This is a genomic window from Paenibacillus sp. JQZ6Y-1 (assembly GCF_040719145.1).
GTDB classification, from domain to species: Bacteria; Bacillota; Bacilli; order Paenibacillales; family Paenibacillaceae; genus Saccharibacillus; species Saccharibacillus kandeliae.
On the sequence record NZ_JBFDUZ010000002.1, the window covers coordinates 263,453 to 283,176 of the forward strand.

21 protein-coding genes are annotated in these 19,724 nt (G+C 48.6%); 15 read left to right on the plus strand and 6 right to left on the minus strand.

Translation table 11 applies throughout. From position 1 onward, the window contains the following. Positions 1 to 2: 2 nt before the first annotated feature. Genes ABXR35_RS14905 through ABXR35_RS14915 form a run of 3 tightly spaced genes read right to left on the minus strand, consistent with a single transcriptional unit; the run spans position 3 to position 2,162 of the window. A complete protein-coding gene (locus ABXR35_RS14905; protein WP_367062051.1) occupies positions 3 to 1,340 on the minus strand; it encodes a glutathionylspermidine synthase family protein in 1,338 nt (445 codons plus the stop codon). Between the two features lie 4 nt (positions 1,341 to 1,344). Beyond that, positions 1,345 to 1,680: a hypothetical protein gene (locus ABXR35_RS14910; protein WP_367062054.1), complete on the minus strand. Its 336-nt coding sequence runs from the start codon at positions 1,678 to 1,680 to the stop codon at positions 1,345 to 1,347. Next, entirely contained in the window at positions 1,680 to 2,162 is a 483-nt protein-coding gene (locus ABXR35_RS14915; RefSeq protein WP_367062057.1) for a hypothetical protein, read from the minus strand. Before ABXR35_RS14915 ends, ABXR35_RS14910 begins: the two co-directional genes overlap by 1 nt. Before the next feature lie 331 nt (positions 2,163 to 2,493). On the opposite strand from ABXR35_RS14915, the gene ABXR35_RS14920 reads away from it, so the two are divergent. The 6 genes from ABXR35_RS14920 to ABXR35_RS14945 all read left to right on the plus strand — a co-directional run bounded on the left by ABXR35_RS14920 (position 2,494) and on the right by ABXR35_RS14945 (position 7,963). Then, positions 2,494 to 3,801 carry a putative hexosyltransferase gene (locus ABXR35_RS14920; protein WP_367062060.1) on the plus strand — a complete coding sequence of 436 codons (1,308 nt, stop codon included), beginning with the start codon at positions 2,494 to 2,496 and terminating at the stop codon, positions 3,799 to 3,801. Between the two features lie 498 nt (positions 3,802 to 4,299). Beyond that, positions 4,300 to 5,457, plus strand: coding sequence for a YhgE/Pip domain-containing protein (locus tag ABXR35_RS14925; RefSeq protein WP_367062063.1), 1,158 nt, complete (start codon positions 4,300 to 4,302; stop codon positions 5,455 to 5,457). Positions 5,458 to 5,566: 109 nt separating this feature from the next. Then, entirely contained in the window at positions 5,567 to 6,187 is a 621-nt protein-coding gene (locus ABXR35_RS14930; RefSeq protein ID WP_367062066.1) for a TetR/AcrR family transcriptional regulator, read from the plus strand. Positions 6,188 to 6,569: 382 nt separating this feature from the next. After that, complete coding sequence (gene amaP / locus ABXR35_RS14935) at positions 6,570 to 7,127, plus strand: alkaline shock response membrane anchor protein AmaP (protein WP_367062069.1); 558 nt, start codon at positions 6,570 to 6,572, stop codon at positions 7,125 to 7,127. Between the two features lie 12 nt (positions 7,128 to 7,139). Continuing rightward, the gene (locus tag ABXR35_RS14940; RefSeq protein WP_367062072.1) at positions 7,140 to 7,343 is read left to right on the plus strand and encodes a DUF2273 domain-containing protein; all 204 of its coding nucleotides are present in this window, start codon (positions 7,140 to 7,142) and stop codon (positions 7,341 to 7,343) included. 179 nt (positions 7,344 to 7,522) lie between these two features. Continuing rightward, positions 7,523 to 7,963: an Asp23/Gls24 family envelope stress response protein gene (locus ABXR35_RS14945; protein WP_367062075.1), complete on the plus strand. Its 441-nt coding sequence runs from the start codon at positions 7,523 to 7,525 to the stop codon at positions 7,961 to 7,963. 189 nt (positions 7,964 to 8,152) lie between these two features. On the opposite strand, the gene ABXR35_RS14950 is transcribed toward ABXR35_RS14945, so the two are convergent. Continuing rightward, positions 8,153 to 8,725 (minus strand): thymidine kinase, encoded by a 573-nt coding sequence (locus ABXR35_RS14950; protein WP_367062078.1) that lies wholly within the window; start codon positions 8,723 to 8,725, stop codon positions 8,153 to 8,155. Positions 8,726 to 8,863: 138 nt separating this feature from the next. Further along, positions 8,864 to 9,220: an Hpt domain-containing protein gene (locus tag ABXR35_RS14955; protein WP_367062081.1), complete on the minus strand. Its 357-nt coding sequence runs from the start codon at positions 9,218 to 9,220 to the stop codon at positions 8,864 to 8,866. A 45-nt stretch (positions 9,221 to 9,265) separates the two neighbouring features. Here ABXR35_RS14955 and ABXR35_RS14960 point away from each other — a divergent pair, with 45 nt between their 5' ends. The 9 genes from ABXR35_RS14960 (at position 9,266) to ABXR35_RS15000 (ending at position 17,850) form a co-directional block, all read left to right on the plus strand. Further along, complete coding sequence (locus ABXR35_RS14960) at positions 9,266 to 9,922, plus strand: response regulator (protein WP_367062084.1); 657 nt, start codon at positions 9,266 to 9,268, stop codon at positions 9,920 to 9,922. Between the two features lie 285 nt (positions 9,923 to 10,207). Then, positions 10,208 to 10,570, plus strand: a complete 363-nt coding sequence (locus ABXR35_RS14965; RefSeq protein WP_367062087.1) for a metal-sensitive transcriptional regulator — start codon at positions 10,208 to 10,210, stop codon at positions 10,568 to 10,570. Positions 10,571 to 10,674: 104 nt separating this feature from the next. After that, entirely contained in the window at positions 10,675 to 10,887 is a 213-nt protein-coding gene (locus ABXR35_RS14970) for a copper ion binding protein (protein WP_367062090.1), read from the plus strand. 10 nt (positions 10,888 to 10,897) lie between these two features. Next, positions 10,898 to 11,167, plus strand: a complete 270-nt coding sequence (locus ABXR35_RS14975; RefSeq protein WP_367062093.1) for an ankyrin repeat domain-containing protein — start codon at positions 10,898 to 10,900, stop codon at positions 11,165 to 11,167. 78 nt (positions 11,168 to 11,245) lie between these two features. Then, a complete protein-coding gene (locus ABXR35_RS14980; protein WP_367062096.1) occupies positions 11,246 to 11,614 on the plus strand; it encodes a DUF4274 domain-containing protein in 369 nt (122 codons plus the stop codon). A 238-nt stretch (positions 11,615 to 11,852) separates the two neighbouring features. Continuing rightward, a complete protein-coding gene (locus ABXR35_RS14985) occupies positions 11,853 to 14,339 on the plus strand; it encodes a heavy metal translocating P-type ATPase (protein ID WP_367062099.1) in 2,487 nt (828 codons plus the stop codon). A gap of 124 nt (positions 14,340 to 14,463) precedes the next feature. Continuing rightward, on the plus strand, positions 14,464 to 15,207 hold the full coding sequence (nfsA, locus tag ABXR35_RS14990) for an oxygen-insensitive NADPH nitroreductase (RefSeq protein WP_367062102.1): 744 nt from the start codon (positions 14,464 to 14,466) through the stop codon (positions 15,205 to 15,207). 418 nt (positions 15,208 to 15,625) lie between these two features. Next, entirely contained in the window at positions 15,626 to 16,120 is a 495-nt protein-coding gene (locus ABXR35_RS14995) for a PH domain-containing protein (protein WP_367062105.1), read from the plus strand. Continuing rightward, positions 16,117 to 17,850 (plus strand): PH domain-containing protein, encoded by a 1,734-nt coding sequence (locus ABXR35_RS15000; RefSeq protein WP_367062107.1) that lies wholly within the window; start codon positions 16,117 to 16,119, stop codon positions 17,848 to 17,850. Before ABXR35_RS14995 ends, ABXR35_RS15000 begins: the two co-directional genes overlap by 4 nt. 262 nt (positions 17,851 to 18,112) lie before the next feature. Here the strand turns inward: ABXR35_RS15000 and ABXR35_RS15005 are convergent, their stop codons facing one another. Then, the gene (locus tag ABXR35_RS15005; RefSeq protein ID WP_367062110.1) at positions 18,113 to 19,498 is read right to left on the minus strand and encodes an MDR family MFS transporter; all 1,386 of its coding nucleotides are present in this window, start codon (positions 19,496 to 19,498) and stop codon (positions 18,113 to 18,115) included. Positions 19,499 to 19,724 lie beyond the last annotated feature (226 nt).

Here is a 19,724-nt window from a genome sequence, read left to right on the forward strand (position 1 = left end):
CTTTATAGTTGGGGTACGACTGCCGCTGCACAATAACATGCCAGATTGTCAGTTACCTTGCCGCCAATCCGCGGCAGCAGACCGGCAAAGCGTCCACCAATAACAAATGCACCCGTCAACAGATACCCGTCAAAATCCCCTTCCAGCGTCTGCGCACAGATTCGTTCCATCGGTTGAAGCTGCTGATAGATCTTCAGTTGTTGCTCATAATAAGCAGCGATAGCCGCTTCGTCCTCTGCTGTGTCAGACGTATCCAAAGCCAGCGCATCCGTCATATCTTCACTGTGAGTCTGCGGCTGTTCAACTAGCTTTGTACCTTGACCTTCGCGTCCGAAGAAGCCTTTGGACACATACGGAATATCCGCTGTTATAAACGGTTCCGGGGTAAAATAAGTCGGCAGCATATAGCGTTCAATCCATTGGCATTCCTCATCCGTAAATAGCTGAAAGCCCACATGCTCCGCCATCTGGTCATTGCGTTCATACAGCGACCATAGCGTAGCCATAAAGCCTTTGCTCTGTGTAATCATATGCTGCACCGGATTGATCAGCCCTAGCTTGCCATCCGCCACCAGATGCAGCAGGTCCTCACCAACGGTGCGTCCGCTGTCCTCCTCGCGATCCTCCGCCAGATATTCCAGCGGATACAGACGATATAGCAGCTCAATCTTTTCGTTCTCATAAAAAAGCCCTTCACCCGGAACAATCCGCAATTGCTCCAGCGGTACAAATACCGCTTCGATGCCTGCCAGCTTGCATTGTTCTAGCAGATAGATTGTATTCATTCGATCCTCATCATGCCAGTCGTAGCTGGTCATATACAAGATGCCGCCAAGCCCGCGTTGCCGATAATCCTGCACCGCAGTTACAAACATGTCTCGAATACAGCTGTCCATGTGTGAGGAGGCAGGGTGTAAATCGGGCGCATATTCCAGCAGCTTTCCTTCCAAATATGCCGCTTCTGGAATGCCGCTAGGAGTATCGGTGTTATTCTCAATACATTTCATATCGCCATTCGGGCTAATGATCCAGTCCAGTCGGGTAATGCCGTCCCAATCGACCTGTTCCGTCGCCAGTACAGCAAGCAGCGGATGCAGACCAAGCTGGTGTACGAGATAAGGCTCTGGCAAATGCTGCTGGATAAAGCGCAGCGTTTTGCGATATAGATGATGCACGCGCTCCGAGCCGAGCGAGAGCTGTTCATATTCATCGGCGTGATACAGTGTGAGGGCAGGCAGGCAATACGGCTTGTCGTACATGATATGGTATGGCACGACTTCTGCCACCTCGCCGCCAAACAGTACGTCGCGCGATAGCTGCAATGGACGAGTTTGGCGCACGGAATCAACCTCCAAAGAACGAATGGCTAGAACCGGAGCTGCCAAAGCCGCTATGCGAGCTGGAACTACTTTTTTTGTAATAATGTGAGCTGTAATAGCCACCGCTGGAGCTGTAATAATAATCTTCATCCTGACAGTCAAACGGCTTGCCTGCACTATCATATTGGCAATATTCATCCTTGTCGCCACAGCCCGTAAGTGCAACTGGTACGACCAGCATGAGGGAGAAGGCAGTCATTTTGGCTTTGTTGGCGGCATTGCCTGTTGGTTTGCTGAGCGGCGATAGTGATTTGTCGTTAGATGCCTGCGAGGAAGAGGAGATGTTAGTATCGTTGTTCATTACAGATCCACTCCTCTCATGAAAATCATGACTTTTTGCCGATCCGCATCCAAGGCGGTATACAGCAGTTCATATGTATCTCCATGCTCCACCCGATAATGATCCAGCAGCATGCGCGCGATATCCAGTGTAGACATAAAGGAAGAAAAGGAAGCGCGTCGCACAAACTCACGACCATCCCAGATCCAGAATTCCGGCTCCAATCGGGAAGGGTAATCCTTCTGTCCAGCAAGCACACGACCGAGACGTTCCTGATACGGTTCCGGTAATTCCTGAGCAAAGGGACGCGTATACACGACATGCCGCTGATCGTCCTGCGTTTCATGGGAAACATGTACCCAGATTCGATGGTTTAGCTTCACCGCATCTACCAGCTTATGTAGAAACAGCTCGTCTTGCGGCAACGATGGGTACTCGTGAATCAATCCTAGCTCGCGTTGTTGTTGTTCTGACCACTCTACGTATTGTAGTGGGTAATACATGTTGTCGTACTCACTCCTTTTGAATAACTGCGATTTGCAATATTTCCATGTTTACGAAGCATCTCGCATAAAGATGCAATATTCCCATTTTTCGATAAAAATGCGTATTTGGCAATACTATTTTTGTAAATTCCGACTTCTTATGTAGAGGAGCGGGAGCAAGGTCATATGATGTAGGAACCAATAGGCAGTCATTGTTGGTAATCGTGCTATGGACGACTGTATAATAGGGGCAAGCATTCGCGTTTTTGGCAGGTGTGCGTTGAGGCATACCATGCTTTCCTTGGATAAACGTCTGCCACTTTTGTATTGCACAGGGAGGTAAGACCGTATGAATAAACGCGCTGAGGCGCTGCAATCTCGTCTGCATCGGACGGGACGATCTCATACTCATCATCGCCGTTATGAATGGTGGTGGATCGCCGGATTGCTCATCGCAGGTCTGCTCATACGACTTTGGCTGGGCGGACGCTATCCCGGCTTTATGGATGACCAGAATCTATTCGTGCAATGGATGAATAATGTAAGGCAATATGGGCTCGGAACCGTCTATATGCACAATAACGGGATCAATTACCCGCCGATCTTTCTTGCACTAATGAGCATGTACGCATCCGTACTACATCTGTTCGGCATGCAGGCAACGGCGGGTACACTATCGTACAAAGGAATTCTGATCGTACTTGATCTGCTATGCTTTATCGCTGTCGCAATCTGGTCGCGCGGCAAATCGGGACGCATCGCTCGACCACTGCTGCTGGCACTGTTCGCTCTGAATCCGGTGCTGATCGTAGACGGCGCGATCTGGGGACAGGTGGATATATTAAATGGCATGCTGATGACCGGCTCACTGCTGCTGATTCTATCCGCTCCGCTACTCGCCGGTGTCCTATTCGCGCTGGCGCTACTCACCAAGTTTCAAGCGATTGTCATTGCGCCGGTATTTGGCTGGTACATGCTGCGTACGTTATGGAAAAGACAGCTGCGTCCATTGCTGCGTTTTCTTGTGGGTGCCTTGCTGCCGCTGCTGCTCACTGCACTGTACTTTACGCTGCACGGCGGCTTCACAGCTATGATTCGTGGCGCGTATTTAAGCGCTGTCGGCATGTACAAGCAAGTCACCTTGAATGCCTTTAACATCTGGTATTACCTTGTCGGCACTACCCCAGATACAAGCGATACGATCAAGCTATGGAACCTGATCTCGCTGCGCAATATTGGCTTTGTCCTGCTGCTATTGGCTGTGTTATACACCGGCTGGTATATTTGGAGACGGCAAACTCTGACCACCGCCGCCATGCTGCAAGCAGGCGCATGGATCTCATTCGCTTTCTTCATGCTGCCCACCGAGATTCACGAACGCTACAGCGTACCTGCACTGGTCACGCTGCTGCTACTGAACCTGCTGGACCGCCGCTGGATACCAATCACACTACTACTAAGCATCACCATTACCTACAACCTGTGTGCAGTCATCGCCAGCTACCTACCACCAGCTCCAGGCATCATCATATCCTGCATCCATGTATTCGCCCTACTCTGGATGGCTTGGCTCATACTGCAAGACCTACGTACTTCCAATCGCCAACCCAAAAGCCATCCAACAAACCATCAATCCATCCCTACCAACACCGTTTAATCAAAATCAAAACCGCAACCCTATTACACCAACTAACCAAATAACCAAAAATCACCCCAAAAGAAGTCGCTCCCCGAGCAGACTTCTTTTTTTGCCAACCCAACTCCCCACTACCCCACACCCTCATTCCCTCCCCAACTCAACCTATCCCCCAAAACTCCCTGCCACTCCTTCTCTTTCCACCCCTACCACCTCCACAAAAGAGCACCGGATGAGGCGTGGAACGGAGGGGATGGAGCAATGCCGGACGTCCGACTTTGAAGCCCGGATGTCGACCGCATGTACCCATTCCTGACATCCGGGCTTCACCGGAGGCGCCGACATGTTCCATCCCCGGATTGGTCCCCTCTCCAGAGAAATTTTAAATTGACAGTATCCGCTTTCAACTTCTATGATGTTAAACAGTTGTTTGAAAAACTTGTTACCGCAACTTTACAGCAGCTAAACTTTAGAAGGATATAGACAGACCATTGGTAGATGGCGTCACAAGGAGGATACATGAAAAGCGCATTTCAAGCATTTATGAAATTGCCAACGACCAAGGTTGGTATAATGACGGCAATTTTGTTTCAAGTAATTTTTACCGTTGTCTGGATGACCGGCTATCAAGGCATTACAGACCGTTTGCAAAATCTGAGCGTAGCGGTGGTTAACGAAGACCCTACCTACGGTCAGCAGATTATCGAAGGATTGCAGAGAAAGGTGCCAGTACAATTGAAAACTGGGCTAACTCTGGATCAAGCGCAGCAGCAATTGCAGCAGCGCGAAGTGCAGATGATTATTCAGATTCCAGCCGATTTTGGTTCATCTATACAATCGGCGAATCCAGCGCAGCTACATTATCTGATCAACGAATCGAATCCGGTAATGATCAAGAACATGATGACCAATATCGCTGATCAAGTAACGGCGAGCGTGAATAAAGTTGCGATTCAGAGCGGTTTAACTGGTGTATTTGCTGGTGCTGGTCAGGCGTCGGAACAACAGGCGCAAGCAACCGCAGCGATGCTAGCACAGCGCGTTGTATCGGATATTCAATCGGTGAATCCGGTGCAGGGGATGAACAACCAGATGGTTCCGATGATGATGGTGCTTGCGTCGTATGTAGGCGCGATGATCATGGGTCAGAATTTCCAAATTTCGTCCAAAGCAATGGCAAGCCGCTTCGGACGCTGGCAGCGCATGTCGGTACGCTTGCTCGTAACCGCTGCGTCGGCAGTGGTTGTATCGTTGATCGGTACTTCGCTTGTGGCGTTGTTTGGCGGACAATTAGGACATGGCTTCTTCGCCTTGTGGGGCTTCCAAGCGCTGTTCCTGTTAACCTTTATGTTTGTGGCGCAGATGTTCCTCTTCGTCTTCGATATGGCGGGGATGCTGTTCAACATTCTAATCTTGTCCGTACAGCTTGTTTCCTCCGGTGCGATGATGCCGCGTGAGCTGCTGCCGACGTTTTACCATGTACTGGGCAGTGCTTTTCCAGCAACGTATGCTGTGCAGGGCTTGATGAATATTTTGTTCGGCGGCAACGGTACAGGCGCTGCTTGTCTGGCGCTAGTACTAATCTTCGTCGTGGCATTGATCATCATTGTGGTGTCGACGTATTTCCGTCGTGACCGGATGCCCGTATCGCCCGTAGTAGCGGCAGCCGAGTCTTGATGCTAAGATAAGAAGAGCGAGTCTGGAAATGATTGGTGAATCAGAACGACAGAAGTGTGTACGTTGTTTCCAGCTGTAAGCAATCTGAAGCAGGGAAGTGAAGGGTACGTTGGTAAAACAAGGCGAAGATCATGTCAAACTGCGAATTTTGCAGGCGGCACGTAAGCTGGCGGCAGACAGAGGCTTTGAAGCGACGACCATCCGCGAAATCTGTCGGGAGGCAAATGCGAATATTTCGCTCGTTTCCTATTATTACGGAGGCAAGGAGCATCTGTTTGAAGCGATGCTACAACAGTTTATTCCGTTTCCGCTCTATTCTGTGCAGATCCGGCAGGAGAAGCTCGACCCAGTAACTGGGATGGATCGATTGATTGAGCGGGTATTCGATTTTGGTCAGCAGGACCCGGAGATTTCTCATATTTTGCATCAGGAGTTTGCCCTTCGTTCGGAACGAATTGCGACGATTCAGCAGTATACGTTTCCTGCATGGGAGCTGCTGCGACAATATTTGAGGGACGGTCGGGAACAGGGCGTATTTCATTTTTATTCGCTGGACCAGACATTTTTGCAGGTGATAGGAAGTATTCTGTTTGGCAGCAATACCGTCAAATCGTTTGCATTTATTCCACTGCTGGATCAGGAAGAACCGGATCGTCAGCAGCAGCTGGATGAGTTGAAGCGATATGTATTGCGCGGTATCGGCTACCGTCAGGAATTGTCGTCTCCATAAACAGATCACGGACATAAAGGATGAGGTGTACACGCGAAATATGGGTGTATACCTCATCCTTTTTATATATATAAAGTATGACAAAAGTTGTGCTACCGCATCGTCAGTTCGTTATTTTTAAATAGATTTTACACAAAAAGAGAGCTATTTTATGATTCATATGACCTAAATTCTGGTTACTGCACTATTAGGTTAAGAAATTAGCTATTGACTGTGTAATGGATGTCATCCATGGACAATTTCGTTTCTGTGCATACGTAAATACGTATAACAGAGTGTTGTAAACATATGCTTGCTGATTGCATATCACTGCTCCATTCGATGTACGTATGGTGCAGACCGTATATGAAGCATGAAAAAGGACAACAGAGGGAGAGATGGCATGAACAGGCTGACACGCTTGATTATTTTCCTGATCGGATTGGCAGGCATGATTGTTACTGCGGTGCTAGTGGCGATTACGTATCCGCTGGGACGTGTAACGGAAGTGGTCGTTACCACGCTCTCACAACAACCATGGGTACTACAAACGCTCGTCATTTTATCGCTGGTTATGTTCGTCATATTTGCACTGATGTTTCTGGTTGGTTTGCTGGCGCGTCCCAAAGCAAGAGCGTTATACATTACGACTCCGGTTGGAACGATCCGCTTATCACAGGCAATGATTGAACAGACGATTTTCTATGCTGTACAGGAAAAGAATCTATTGAAGCAACCACATATTACGACCAAATTAAACAGCCGCAATCAAGCCGTATACGCGCGTATTAGTGGAGGCGTTATCCCGACCATGAGACTGGTAGATGCTTCAAGCGAATTGCAATTGTATGTGGAGCAGCAGCTTCAGCAGCTATTGCAGATCGAGAAGGTGCGAGTGGAAGTGCTGATCAATGAACGACAGGAAGAAAAGAAAAGCAAAAATGTGCCGCGTGTCATATAAGGAGGGAATCCATTGGAATTGCTGGAGCAATTGATGCCTTATCGAAGACGGATTTTGTGGACGCTGTTTGGTTTGTTGATCGGCATTTTGTGGATCACCATCGGGTTCAAATATACCCTGCTCATCATCGCCTGTATGGTTGTCGGCTTTCTGATCGGCAAATGGCAGGATGGGGCGCTGGATGTACAGCGCTGGATTCAATTTTTTACCCGCTAGGCTGGAAATACGCTTTACGGAATACAAGCTCGGTATTTTGGAATGATATGGCTCATCCGAGATGAGTGATGAATCCTTTATACAATAGATGAATTATGCGCTGCATGAGCGCAAGGTCAACTGCTGCACCGTCGGAGAAGGAATGATTTTAATTTTCAATTGTGAGAGGATGACTGAACATGGCAGAAACTAGACTGGACCCAACACAGGAGACTGTATTGCACGAACGGAAAAACTCGCTTACCTTTGAAGACCAAGTCATACAGAAGATCGCTGCACTGGCAGCCAACGAAGTACCAGGTGTGCTGTCGCTAGAAGGCGGATTTTTCAGCAATCTGGCAGGTCGCTTTAGCAATTCGGAAAATGTCATTCGCGGTGTAGATGTGGAAGTTGGCGAAAAGCAGGTCGCACTCGATCTGGTCGCTGTTGTCGAATACGGCAAAAGCATCCCTGCCATCTTCAATGAACTGATCAAAAAAGTATCCGAAGCAATCAACCGCATGACTGGCTTGGAAGTGGTGGAGATCAACCTTAATATCGTAGATGTGAAAACACGCAAAGAATTTGATCTGGAAACCAAGCCTCCGCAAGAGGAGCCTAAAATAGAGCGTGTGAATTAATCCGTTCTATTCAGGGATTGAGCGTATCCAAGAATCATTTGCATCACATATCCGGCAACCGATTGCTGCATACGCTATATACCCCCAAGCGGTATCGATAGTGTGCCAAAATAGCAAATAATAATATGCCGAAAAACCCGTGTTCATAGAGATGAGCACGGGTTTTATTTTACTCTAGCAAGAGAGAAATCAGGAAATGGGTGGATTGTTGTAGCATTTACGACAAACCGGGTAATAACTTTCATTACCACCAATCTGAATCTGCTCGCCTGTATACACGGGATGACCATCGCGCATACGCATATTCATCGTAGCTTTGCGCTCGCAGAACCAGCAGATCGTCTTCATTTCCTCAATCTTGTCAGCATAGAGCAGCATATATTGACTGCCTTCAAACAGATGGTTTTGGAAGTCATTTTTCAGACCAAAGCCCATTACCGGAATATTCAGCTTGTCTACAATATCTACCAGTTGCAGGACAGCGTCTTTTTTTAGAAACTGGCATTCATCAATCAATATGCAAGATGGCTTAGGCTGATAATTTTGCACGATATGGTAAATATCCGTATCTTCGTGAATAGCAATAGCCTGCCGTCGTACACCGATGCGTGACGATACATAACCCATTTCATCCCGCGTATCCAACGCAGAAGTGAAGATAAGGACATGCTTGTTCTGTTCTTCATAATTATGGGCAACTTTGAGAATTTCAATCGATTTGCCGCTGTTCATGGCGCCGTACTTAAAAAATAGCTGTGCCAACGAAAAATGCCCCTTTCTCCGTAGTTTCGCTCCGTTAACCTGATCCATTGTATCAGGAAACGGCAGCAAGACCAAGGCATTATGGCAAAGTATTGCAACGCCAGCGAAGGGCAATGAGGGATTCCACTAGATAGCGGATTACTCGGTTGAGCCAGCTTGAGCCAGCAATCGTTCCAGCTCATTCGTTTGTTGCTCCAACCAGCGAATATCGGAAGACTGCCATATTTTGTCTGGATCGTTTAAAATGTAATCAGTCATCTCAGCACAGATGTGATCAATCTCGACAAAGGACAGCGTTAACGCCAATCCCTTGATGGCATGCACATGACGGTGCACCAGCATGGCGAGTTCACGGGCGGTCGATTCAGACGGCTCGCTGGTCTGACGGTATTCGGTAAAGCTGGCATCAAGCTCTTGCATTTTGATGCTGGCATCTTGGAGAAAGCGGATGCGTGTCTGCTCCATAATCTGCCGGTATCGTTCTGCTTTGGACACGTGGGGTTCCTCCCTTTGATTATAAAAAAGGATGTGAGAATAATCGTGAAAAAAATAGTGATTATCGATGATAGCAACCCATTTGTCATGCTGGTAAAACATTTGCTGGAGGATGAACAGGTGCTGGTGGATTCATTTGAGGATGCGGTCGACTTTTTGCGTATTCCTTCCCGCATTGCCGCGTACGATCTTATTATTCTGGATATTAATTTGCCAGGCATGAATGGATTGCAGGTGTTGGACGAATTAAAAAGCAAACCGGCAACACGGGACGTACCGGTACTGCTACTGTCGGGCGATTCGCGCTCCGAGATTGTCGTCAAAGGTATTCGTCGCGGAGCTATCGACTTTTTGACCAAGCCGGTAGATCCGCCGCAGCTGTTGGAACGCGTGATGAAGCATTTGCAGCCGGAAGGGAAAACAGGTAGCGACATCCTTGATACGCAGGAAGAGACCGATCACATTCAGTCCCCATTCCATGAAGAAATGGAAACAGAGAGTAGTGAGCCTGCCGTAACGCTAACTGGGGATCATCAGTTGCCAAAACAAGAAAATGAGGATCATAATCACAGCGCTTCACAGCCTTCGGAAGACAACACTCAAGCTGCTACAACGCTAGAACAAGAATCGTCAGAAGCCGGATCAGATGAAGCGGATAAAATCACCAAAACATCGATATCGGATGCAGCCGATTCCAAATAACCTATGGTCTAGTTGAGTAGAGTGTTTAGAAGGAATACTACAAGTTTACCATAATGACAGCGGGAATCTTCTTTGAATTACCTTTTTATGTAATTAAAATTTTATCTAATTCGTAGTATAGCGTTAGATTGTTTATCTGCCCTTTGGGAAAAATAGGTATTTTATTCTTATCATCCTCTTGTATACCCCATAGGGGTATGTTAGAATGGAGCTATAATCAACATCCGCCTCAGTCTGATTGGTTCGTATACCGCATGCTGATGGGGTGGCAGAGGGGGACATGGAATGGAGAAAACAGGCACTTCGCAGGAAGAAACCCTGCTTGATATTGCGGAACAGGGGGAAGCCTGTGCCACTGGTGGTCATCATGGTCGCCGCAGCCATCATTCGGATGAGACGAAGACCAATCTGGTACGTCGCTTAAACCGGGTAGAGGGACAGATTCGCGGCATCAAGGGCATGATTGAGAAGGACACCTATTGCGACGATGTGTTAAATCAGATCGCTGCTGCCCAGTCCGCACTCAATTCGGTCGGCAGATTGCTACTGGAAGGGCATATGAAGAGCTGTGTCGTCGAACGGATTGAAGCGGGCGAGAATGAAGTGATCGACGAGCTGTTGATCACGATCAATAAGCTATTGAAATAATACAACAAATGATGAAGGTATTCTCACTCTGCGGAATCTGATATGAGTAGGATGCACATCATTGCATATGAAATACAAATCCCGACGAAAGAGGAGGAACAATTATGGCACAAGTAACATTGGAAGTAGAAGGAATGTCCTGTCAGCATTGCGTCAAAGCGGTAGAAGGCGCTCTAGCAGAGATTGGTGCGAGTGGCAAAGTCAATCTGGAAGGCAAATCGGTAGATATTGAGTACGATGAGAACAAGGTAGATGTTGTGAAGCTGACCGAGGCAATCGAAGATCAAGGCTACGATGTGATCTCGGCAGGAGCATGATTTGACAGGTATGAGTTGGACAACGATTAGTAAAACAGCAGATGCTCAGCAATTGCATTCTGCTCTGGCACAACTGGATATCAATCAACAGGATGAACGCGGGCGTACACCACTTATGTTGCTGATTACGAACCGTCGCTCAGCAGAGCTGGTATCTGTTTTGCTACAGCATCAGCCAGAATTAGAAGTGTCCGACAAGCTAGGCGAGACAGCACTAATCAAGACGATAAAGTTCAAGCAATATGAGCTGATTCCATCATTGTTACAGGCAGGTGCGTAGCTGGATCATCCAGAAGGGATTCTGCATTCAGCCTGGCAGGAAGCCAGAACTAGACATGATCTGAAGGCTGCTCGTCTTTTGTCCAATACAACAGGGGCAGTACGGCTGGAACTGACTGAAGATGAACAAAAAGCCGTTGATGCCGTCGTCTATCAGGAATCCGTCGCTGCTGCTTGTGAAGCTGCTTCTCGTCTGAATAATAGCGCTATGCTGCATGTTGCCGCAGAACAGTACAATTGGGATGATGGTCCGGCACCGATGCTTATCATCGCGGATCATCCACAGTGTGCTTGGATCACGTGGTACACCATGTATGGACTATTGGATGGTGACTACTGGCTAGCAATGGATGAGAATACGCTAACGCAGTATGATGAAGGAACACAGTCTAAGGAACTGGCTTTACTTTTACAGGGGAAATTGAATGACTCCTATTCGCAGTCGTAGCGGAGCGAACAAGAGAGTAATGCTAACCCAGTGTTATACCTTGATGCACATTGATTAATCTTGATCAGTATGGAAGATAAAGTACGATAAGTCTGCCGAATGGATATATTCAGATTCATCCTCCTTCGGCAGTTCTTTTTGGAATAAAATATACCCCCTATAGGTATTTATGGGTTTGTATCATAGCATACGATTCATTGGATAGAACGACATATCGCTTACAAAGGAGGTATTTCAGATGAACAATCCACTTCAAAAGTCGCCCGTCGATTCGTTGTCAGCTATAACACCGCCGCCGTCAACTGGAGGTGATTCCGCTTCTGCCAAGCAGCTGCAAGTCCAGATTGGCGGCATGACGTGTGCTGCCTGTGCCACTCGAATTGAGAAAGGATTACGCCGCATGGACGGCGTAACCGAAGCCAATGTCAATCTGGCATTGGAGCGCGCAGCGATCACCTATGAACCCGGCAAAACAAGCGCTGACGATGTAGAACGCAAAATTCAGCAGCTTGGGTATCAGACGCTCAAGGAAACGGTGGATTACGATATTAGCGGCATGACCTGCGCCGCCTGTGCGACACGGATTGAAAAAGGATTATCCCGCATGGACGGTGTAGATCATGTGAATGTGAATTTGGCATTGGAAACAGCTCGTGTAGTCTACAACCCGGGTACGCTAAACAGCGAGGATATTCAACGGCGCGTAGAAAAGCTTGGCTACAAAGCTTCCCCGAAACGGGAGGAGGGTATCCGTGATCGGCGTCAGCAGGAGGCGCAGCAGCGCAAGTGGAAGCTGATTGCTTCGGCGGTATTGTCATTTCCGCTGTTATGGGCGATGGTTGCGCATTTCAGCATAACATCATGGCTGTACATGCCGCATCTTTTGATGAATCCGTGGTTTCAACTGATTCTGGCGACACCGGTTCAATTTATCATCGGTCGCCAGTTTTATGTGGGTGCGTACAAGGCACTGCGCAGTGGCAGCGCTAATATGGATGTACTGGTGGCGCTGGGTACATCCGCAGCGTACTTCTATAGTCTATTTCTGATCGTTCGCTCGCTGATCGTGCCGGGTGCGGAGGTGCAGCTGTATTTTGAAGTAAGCTCGATTCTGATCACGCTGATTTTATTGGGGAAATGGTTTGAACACCGCGCCAAAGGACGCTCCTCCGAAGCGATTCGCAGTCTGATGAATCTGCGCGCCCAAACGGCGTTGGTCGAGCGAGATGGGCAGGAGATACAGATCGCTGCCGAGGATGTAGTTGTCGGCGATATTCTTATCGTTAAACCGGGTGAGAAGATTCCGGTGGACGGACAGGTGATCGACGGTCGTTCCTCTGTAGACGAGTCGATGCTAACGGGCGAAAGCTTGCCAGTCGACAAAGCAGTCGGCGATCTGGTGATCGGAGCAACGATCAATCGCAATGGACGACTGAAATTCCGAGCGGAAAAGATCGGTCGCGATACCGCGCTCGCACAGATTATCCGCGTGGTAGAAGAAGCGCAGGTATCCAAAGCACCGATTCAACGGCTGGCAGATGTGATTTCTGGCATTTTCGTGCCGATTGTGGTCGGTATCGCGCTTCTGACATTTGGCATCTGGTATCTGGGCGTGGAGCCGGGTAATGTTAGCAGTGCATTGGAAAAGGCGATTGCTGTGCTGGTTATCGCTTGCCCATGTGCGCTCGGTCTTGCTACACCGACGTCTATTATGGCTGGCTCTGGTCGTGCCGCCGAATACGGCATTTTGTTCAAAGGCGGCGAGCATTTGGAAGCTGCTCACAACGTAGATACCGTTGTATTGGACAAAACAGGCACCATTACCCGTGGTGAGCCGATTCTGACCGACTGGCATGTCGAAGGTGACCCTATGGATGAACATCAGTGGATGCTGCTAATCGCTGCTGCTGAGAGTGCATCTGAGCATCCATTGGCGCGTGCCATTGTGAGCGGATTGAAGGAGCAGGGGATCACACCAACAGCCGTACAATCATTTGAAAATATACCGGGCAAGGGTATCGTAGCGGTACAGGATGGGCATACCATTGTCGTTGGTACACGACTGCTACTGCGAGAAATGGGTATGGATACGACACCAGTGGAGGACACCATTGCGGCGCTAGAGCAGCAGGGCAAGACGGTCATGCTGACTGCGATTGACGAGCATTATGCCGGTTGGATTGCGGTTGCTGATACAGTCAAGGATACATCACGCGCGGCGATTGCTCGACTGCATGAATTGGGCTTGCAAGTGCTGATGATTACTGGTGATAATGAGCGGACTGCCCGCGCGATTGGCGAGCAGACTGGTGTGGATGTAGTACTGGCAGGCGTATTGCCGGAAGGAAAGGCCGCTGAGATCAAACGATTACAGGATGAAGGTAGAATCGTAGCGATGGTCGGGGACGGCATCAACGATGCACCCGCTCTAGCTACGGCGCATATTGGTATTGCGATTGGTACGGGTACAGATGTAGCGATGGAAGCCGCTGATGTAACCTTAATGCGTGGTGATCTGAACGGTATCGCCGATGCCATTCTGATCAGCCGCCGCACGATCCGCAATATTCGGCAAAACCTATTCTGGGCGCTTGCCTACAATGTCATCGGGATTCCGATTGCCGCCATCGGCTTGCTGGCACCGTGGCTGGCAGGCGCAGCGATGGCATTTAGCTCAGTATCGGTCGTCTTGAACGCACTGCGTTTGCAGCGGATCAAGCTATAAGGATGGTCATCCTATCCTACGTATCAAAGAAAAAAATAAGATAACTTGCGCACAATCTGTTTTAGGATCATACTATAAAGGTAAGATACTTATGAATGATTAGCAGACAGGAGTGCATATAGATATGAACGAAACGATTAATTTATTGATGAACCACCGCTCAATCCGTAGTTATAAACCCGACGCTGTGACAGACGAACAGTTGGAAGCTATTGTAGCTGCTGGGCAAATGGCGTCCAGTTCCAGTAATGTGCAGGCGTATAGTGTGATCGCCGTTCGCGATCCAGAGCGCAAATCGAAGCTGGCAGAGTTGGCGGGTAATCAGCGTTATATTGACGAATGCCCGGTATTCCTCGTTTGGTGTGCCGATCTGTATCGTCTGGAGCATGCGGTACAAGAGCATTTGCCAGAGCAGGAATCCTATGTGGATGCTGTTGAGAACTTTATCGTAGCGACAGCGGACGTGACACTGGCAGCGCAAAATGCCGCAGTAGCAGCAGAATCGCTCGGTTTGGGCGTTGTGTATATCGGTGGTATTCGTACAAAGATCGAAGAAGTATCCGAGCTGCTGGGCTTGCCGGAGCTGACGTATCCAATCTACGGCATGTGTCTGGGTTATCCGAATCAAGAGCCGGGTATTCGTCCGCGCCTGCCACTCAAAGCAGTGCTGCACCACGAATCATATCAAACGGATACGACGCTGGAAGCAGTGAAGGAATACGATGAGACCATGGTGAATTATTTGAGCGAACGCACAGGCGGAGCGAAGACCGAACCGTGGTCTAAGCTGATGGCACAGAAGATTGCGACACCTTCGCGTATGCAGCTCAAAGAGTTTTTGGAGAAAAAAGGCTTTAACAAACGCTAATCGACGCTAGAGTTATTACTGGTTATCAATATATGATATGCTGTGTACCGATTTTGATTGGAGCATGGCTGAATGATATTTGCCCTTGTCTATTTCATGGTTGCGACCTGCACATGGAATAGATAAGGGCTTTTTGTTATGACTGACAGGAAGTTGATACATCAGGATGAAGTGGATCAACGAATGTGCTATACACCGTCCACAGAGATATTTTCCACATTCCCGATCGAAACAGTTACGATTCTGAAACCATGTGATAGGACAGCAGTATATACTAGAGAAAGAACATGCCCGCATACATATAGAGTAGAGAAAGGGCACATCATGGAATCATCAGGCTTGCAATCAAATTACTCCCGTGTACTGAGCGATGCTACACATTGCATGACGAGGTCACGGTCATAAGGAGGAAGATCACATGTCACTCGCTCGGGAACAGCTGGTGATGCGCAAACTTCATCCAGATTGGAAATTGGCAGAACGTAAATCGGCACTCGTCAGCAATGGCTGCTGGCTACTCGCTGTGCTGGTTGTTTTCAGTCTGCCGTCACTGCTGGACTGGTTTCATGTGCCAGTGTGGATCTGGGTCATAGCTATATTGATCGTATTACTGCGCATGGGATTGAACGCATTTCTATTGCCGTCTTTCCGGTATGAGAAGTTTGCTTTTCATGTGTCCGATGAAGAGGTACACATACATAAAGGCTGGCTATTTATTAGCGAAATGATCGTGCCGATGACTAGAGTTCAGCATGTGGAGCTGGAATCAGGACCGATTTTGCGACAATACGGTCTGGCATCGGTGGAGATTGTGACAGCGGCAACGACGCATATTATCGCCGGATTGAAGCTGGATGAAGCAGAACAGCTGAAGCAGCGAATCGGTGAGCTGGCAAGGAGGACGGACGAATGAATACCGAACCTCGTCGTCAGCATATTCTGTATCTGGCATTTACCGTATTGAAAAGTATACGGGCGTTCGCATTTCCATTGGTATTGATGCTGTTCAATATAGTTCGTGGCGATGAAGTGAATCGCTCGTATATGTATTTGTTGCTGGTATTGGCGCTGATGATTGTGATTATGAATGTGTATCAGATAGCATCATGGCGTAAGTTTACGTATCACGAGGAACCGGATCGTTTTGTTATTCGCAGTGGTTTATGGACGCGCAATGAAAAGGCGATCTATTACGAGCGTATTCATTCCGTCAGCATCGAGCAACCGCTGCTGCAACGTCTGCTGGGCGTGGTACAGTTGAAGATTGAGACACCCGGGGGTAGCTCTAGCGGCGATGCGGTGCTGGAAGTACTGTCCACAGCGGAAGCGGATCGCTTGCAGCGTGTACTTAATGAACAGTCGGCACGTACACATGCCATAACGTCAGAGGCGGCTGCTATTCCTGAGTCGCATGTCACCTCGTCGTCTGCACCTGCTGCTATCAATCCACATGCTTCGCAGCAGATCACAGATGCACCGACCGATATCGTTCCGAATAGCCATTATGAAGCTACACCTTCTATTGGTGAGCAGACCGAAGGAGTGGAGCGTTCTGCCACAGAGCATACTCAGCCTATGCCCACTGCTGCTGTTCATGAATCGGTGTCTACGAACCATTCAAGCGCATCGACGGCGGTACATGATTCGATTGCTAGCCCTTCCGCTCAGGGGCTTCATCAGCCGCAATTGTTGTACCGACTCACGACCAAGCAGCTGCTGCGCGCTGCATTGACAGAAATGAATCTGGGGCTAGGATTGGCGGTCATCGCGGGGGTATACTCATTTGCCCATGATCTGATTCCTCAATCGCTGCTGGATCGTCTACTGGTCGATGCTAGTGGATATATGAGTGGGATCAAGACGCTCATATGGGCAGTGGTTGCTGGATTATTCATTACGTGGCTGCTGTCATTGATTATGTTTATTGTGAAATACGCTGATTTTTCGGTATATCGCATCGGGGAGCGGTTGTCGATTCGCTATGGTCTGCTGGAACGTCGCCAATTTGTGTTTCATCCACGCCATGTACAGGCGGTAACGGTAAAAGAAAGCACGATTCGTCGCTGGCTGGGCTATGCGCAGATTCAAGTGCATGTAATCTCGTCTGATCGCTCTGGCAAATTGCCGACGCTGCATCCGTTTGTGCGGCGTGATGAGTTACAGGAGCTGTTGGATGCGCATATTCCCGGTTTTGTATATAGCAAGCCGCAGTACCATTCGCCTTCGCGTGCCCTACTCGCCTATGTATGGCCAAGTTTGCTAGTGTGTGCAGTGGCTGGCATTGTATTTTCCTATTTCTGGTCATGGTATGCGATTGGGATGGTCCTTCCGGCAGCGCTGCTGTTCTGGCTAGACTACAATCGTTACCGTTATTCTGGTGCAAGGCTGGATGGGCAACGAGTCATTGTCAGCAATCGTTATATAGCGCACTACACCCATTGTATTCAGTGGAAGCATATCGAAGCGTTCCAGCTTCGCTGCAACTGGATGCAGCAGCGTCGTGATCTGCTGGACATTCGTATGTATATTGCAGCAGGCAGAGCAGATTTTGAAACGAGACGATTGGAGCGGACGGAAGCAGAGTTGTTTTTTGACTGGTATAGCCGCCGTGTACCTTCGGTTGAGCGCGAAAAGGATAACTAGAACTAGGCTGTATCGTTTTGATTGGATACAGATAGATGAATTATCATAGCAAAAAGACCGTACTTCATTTTAAAAGTACGGTCTTTTTGCTTATATTATCTTTTTATCTTGGCTGTTTGTTGGTGGTTGCGTTTCTGTACAGCTGTGTCTCTGCTGTTTGTCGGATACAACGTCTGTATCCAGTAGTCAAACGTACACGATGGAATTCTGATCTGTAACATCTCATCATGCCTACTTATCGAATGACGATACGATCATATCGTTACTGATGATTATGCAGCAGCTTGCTGCTTGACGGCAGGAATAGGGCGACAAGCAGGTTCAGCGCAGCTACCGCCAGCATGAGCAGGAATACGCCATGAATCCCGCTAGCGATCTGTAACGCTGTATCCGATGTGACGATCGAGTTGAACACTAGACCGAAGACGGCAACACTGACCGTCTGTCCGAGTGAGTTCATGAGTGTGTTGGTAGACGTTGCTACACTACGCATGCGGAAATCGACAGCGCCCTGAATGGTGACCATAGATGGGGTCACGATGCAGCCCATACCGAAGCCAATCAGGATCAGCGAAGCGACGATCAATCCATACGTAGAGCCTGCTTCCATTATGGCAACAAGCAGACTGCCGATCACGACCAGCACAGAACCGAATACGATCAGCCATTTGGCACCGATTCGGTACATCCAGCGTCCGGCAAGGGTAGAAGCAACTGGCCATGCAATTGACATCGGCATAAGCGCAAGTCCAGCGAGTGTTGCACTAGAGCCGGAGACATCTTGCATCCAGAGTGCGCAATAGACCGTCACACCCATCACCATCCAGCGTGTGGTGAAGCCGAGAATATACGGGATCGATAATACCGGATTACGGAACAGCGACAAGGGCAGCATCGGTTCTGTAGCGCGTTTCTCGATCCAGAGGAACAGTCCAAGAAACACAACCGTAATCGCGAACATGATCATAATGACAGGCGAGTTCCATGCGTATTCCTCGCCGCCGGTTAACAGCGCCAGCAGCAGAGAGGTCATCCCAATCGTGAACGTAATCGCACCGGCATAGTCGATCGATTTGTTCTGCTTTTCAAACGATTCATGATAATAGAGGAAAATAAACAGCACAGCAATAATCCCGACTGGCAGATTGATAAAGAAAATCCAGCGCCATGAGATATAGTCGACAAAATAGCCACCTACCAGCGGACCGAACAGACCAGCAATCGACCAGACGGAGGAGAAGATACCTTGTACTTTGGCACGTTCCTTGCCCGGATATAGATCGCCAACGATGGTGAAGGTGACTGGTGTTAGCGCCCCGGCACCAATCCCTTGCAGCGCGCGGAACCAGATCAATTCAGTCATAGAGTCAGCGAATCCGCACAAGACGGAGCCGACGACGAACAGACCGAGACCGATGGCAAATACAAGCCGACGTCCATACAGATCGCCCAGCTTGCCGAAGATCGGCGTAGCGATACAGGTTGTCAGTGTATAAACGGAGAAAATCCAGCTAATCAGGCTAAGACCGCCAAGTGAATCAATAATGCGCGGCGAAGCGGTACTCACCACAGTCGAATCCAGCGCCCCGATAAACAGTGCTGCCAGCAGCCCGACCGTGACCATGGAACGGTTCGTTTCTTTGGACATAGAGAGCGATTCCTTCTTCCTGTATGCAACAATAGTTTAAAATTAAGATGTAATGCGTTCAATATCGTATAGCGTAAATGACTGTTCGTCAAGCACTCCATGATATACGTTATGAAACAAAACAGAGGCGATCTACAGCAGATGTTCCTTTTTAATAACCGGAATGGACGTTCGGCAATCGGAAATAAGCAGCAAACGAAATTAATTTTGACAGAACCCGTTTCAG

What these genes read in the sequence shown, in the direction of transcription:
- ABXR35_RS14910 (WP_367062054.1), bottom strand. Translation starts at nt 1,680, where the DNA reads ATGAACAACGATACTAACATCTCCTCTTCCTCGCAGGCATCTAACGAC.
- ABXR35_RS14915 (WP_367062057.1), bottom strand. Translation starts at nt 2,162, where the DNA reads ATGTATTACCCACTACAATACGTAGAGTGGTCAGAACAACAACAACGC.
- ABXR35_RS14920 (WP_367062060.1), top strand. Translation starts at nt 2,494, where the DNA reads ATGAATAAACGCGCTGAGGCGCTGCAATCTCGTCTGCATCGGACGGGA.
- ABXR35_RS14925 (WP_367062063.1), top strand. Translation starts at nt 4,300, where the DNA reads ATGAAAAGCGCATTTCAAGCATTTATGAAATTGCCAACGACCAAGGTT.
- amaP (WP_367062069.1), top strand. Translation starts at nt 6,570, where the DNA reads ATGAACAGGCTGACACGCTTGATTATTTTCCTGATCGGATTGGCAGGC.
- ABXR35_RS14945 (WP_367062075.1), top strand. Translation starts at nt 7,523, where the DNA reads ATGGCAGAAACTAGACTGGACCCAACACAGGAGACTGTATTGCACGAA.
- ABXR35_RS14965 (WP_367062087.1), top strand. Translation starts at nt 10,208, where the DNA reads ATGGAGAAAACAGGCACTTCGCAGGAAGAAACCCTGCTTGATATTGCG.
- ABXR35_RS14970 (WP_367062090.1), top strand. Translation starts at nt 10,675, where the DNA reads ATGGCACAAGTAACATTGGAAGTAGAAGGAATGTCCTGTCAGCATTGC.
- ABXR35_RS14975 (WP_367062093.1), top strand. Translation starts at nt 10,898, where the DNA reads ATGAGTTGGACAACGATTAGTAAAACAGCAGATGCTCAGCAATTGCAT.
- ABXR35_RS14985 (WP_367062099.1), top strand. Translation starts at nt 11,853, where the DNA reads ATGAACAATCCACTTCAAAAGTCGCCCGTCGATTCGTTGTCAGCTATA.
- nfsA (WP_367062102.1), top strand. Translation starts at nt 14,464, where the DNA reads ATGAACGAAACGATTAATTTATTGATGAACCACCGCTCAATCCGTAGT.
- ABXR35_RS14995 (WP_367062105.1), top strand. Translation starts at nt 15,626, where the DNA reads ATGTCACTCGCTCGGGAACAGCTGGTGATGCGCAAACTTCATCCAGAT.
- ABXR35_RS15000 (WP_367062107.1), top strand. Translation starts at nt 16,117, where the DNA reads ATGAATACCGAACCTCGTCGTCAGCATATTCTGTATCTGGCATTTACC.
- ABXR35_RS15005 (WP_367062110.1), bottom strand. Translation starts at nt 19,498, where the DNA reads ATGTCCAAAGAAACGAACCGTTCCATGGTCACGGTCGGGCTGCTGGCA.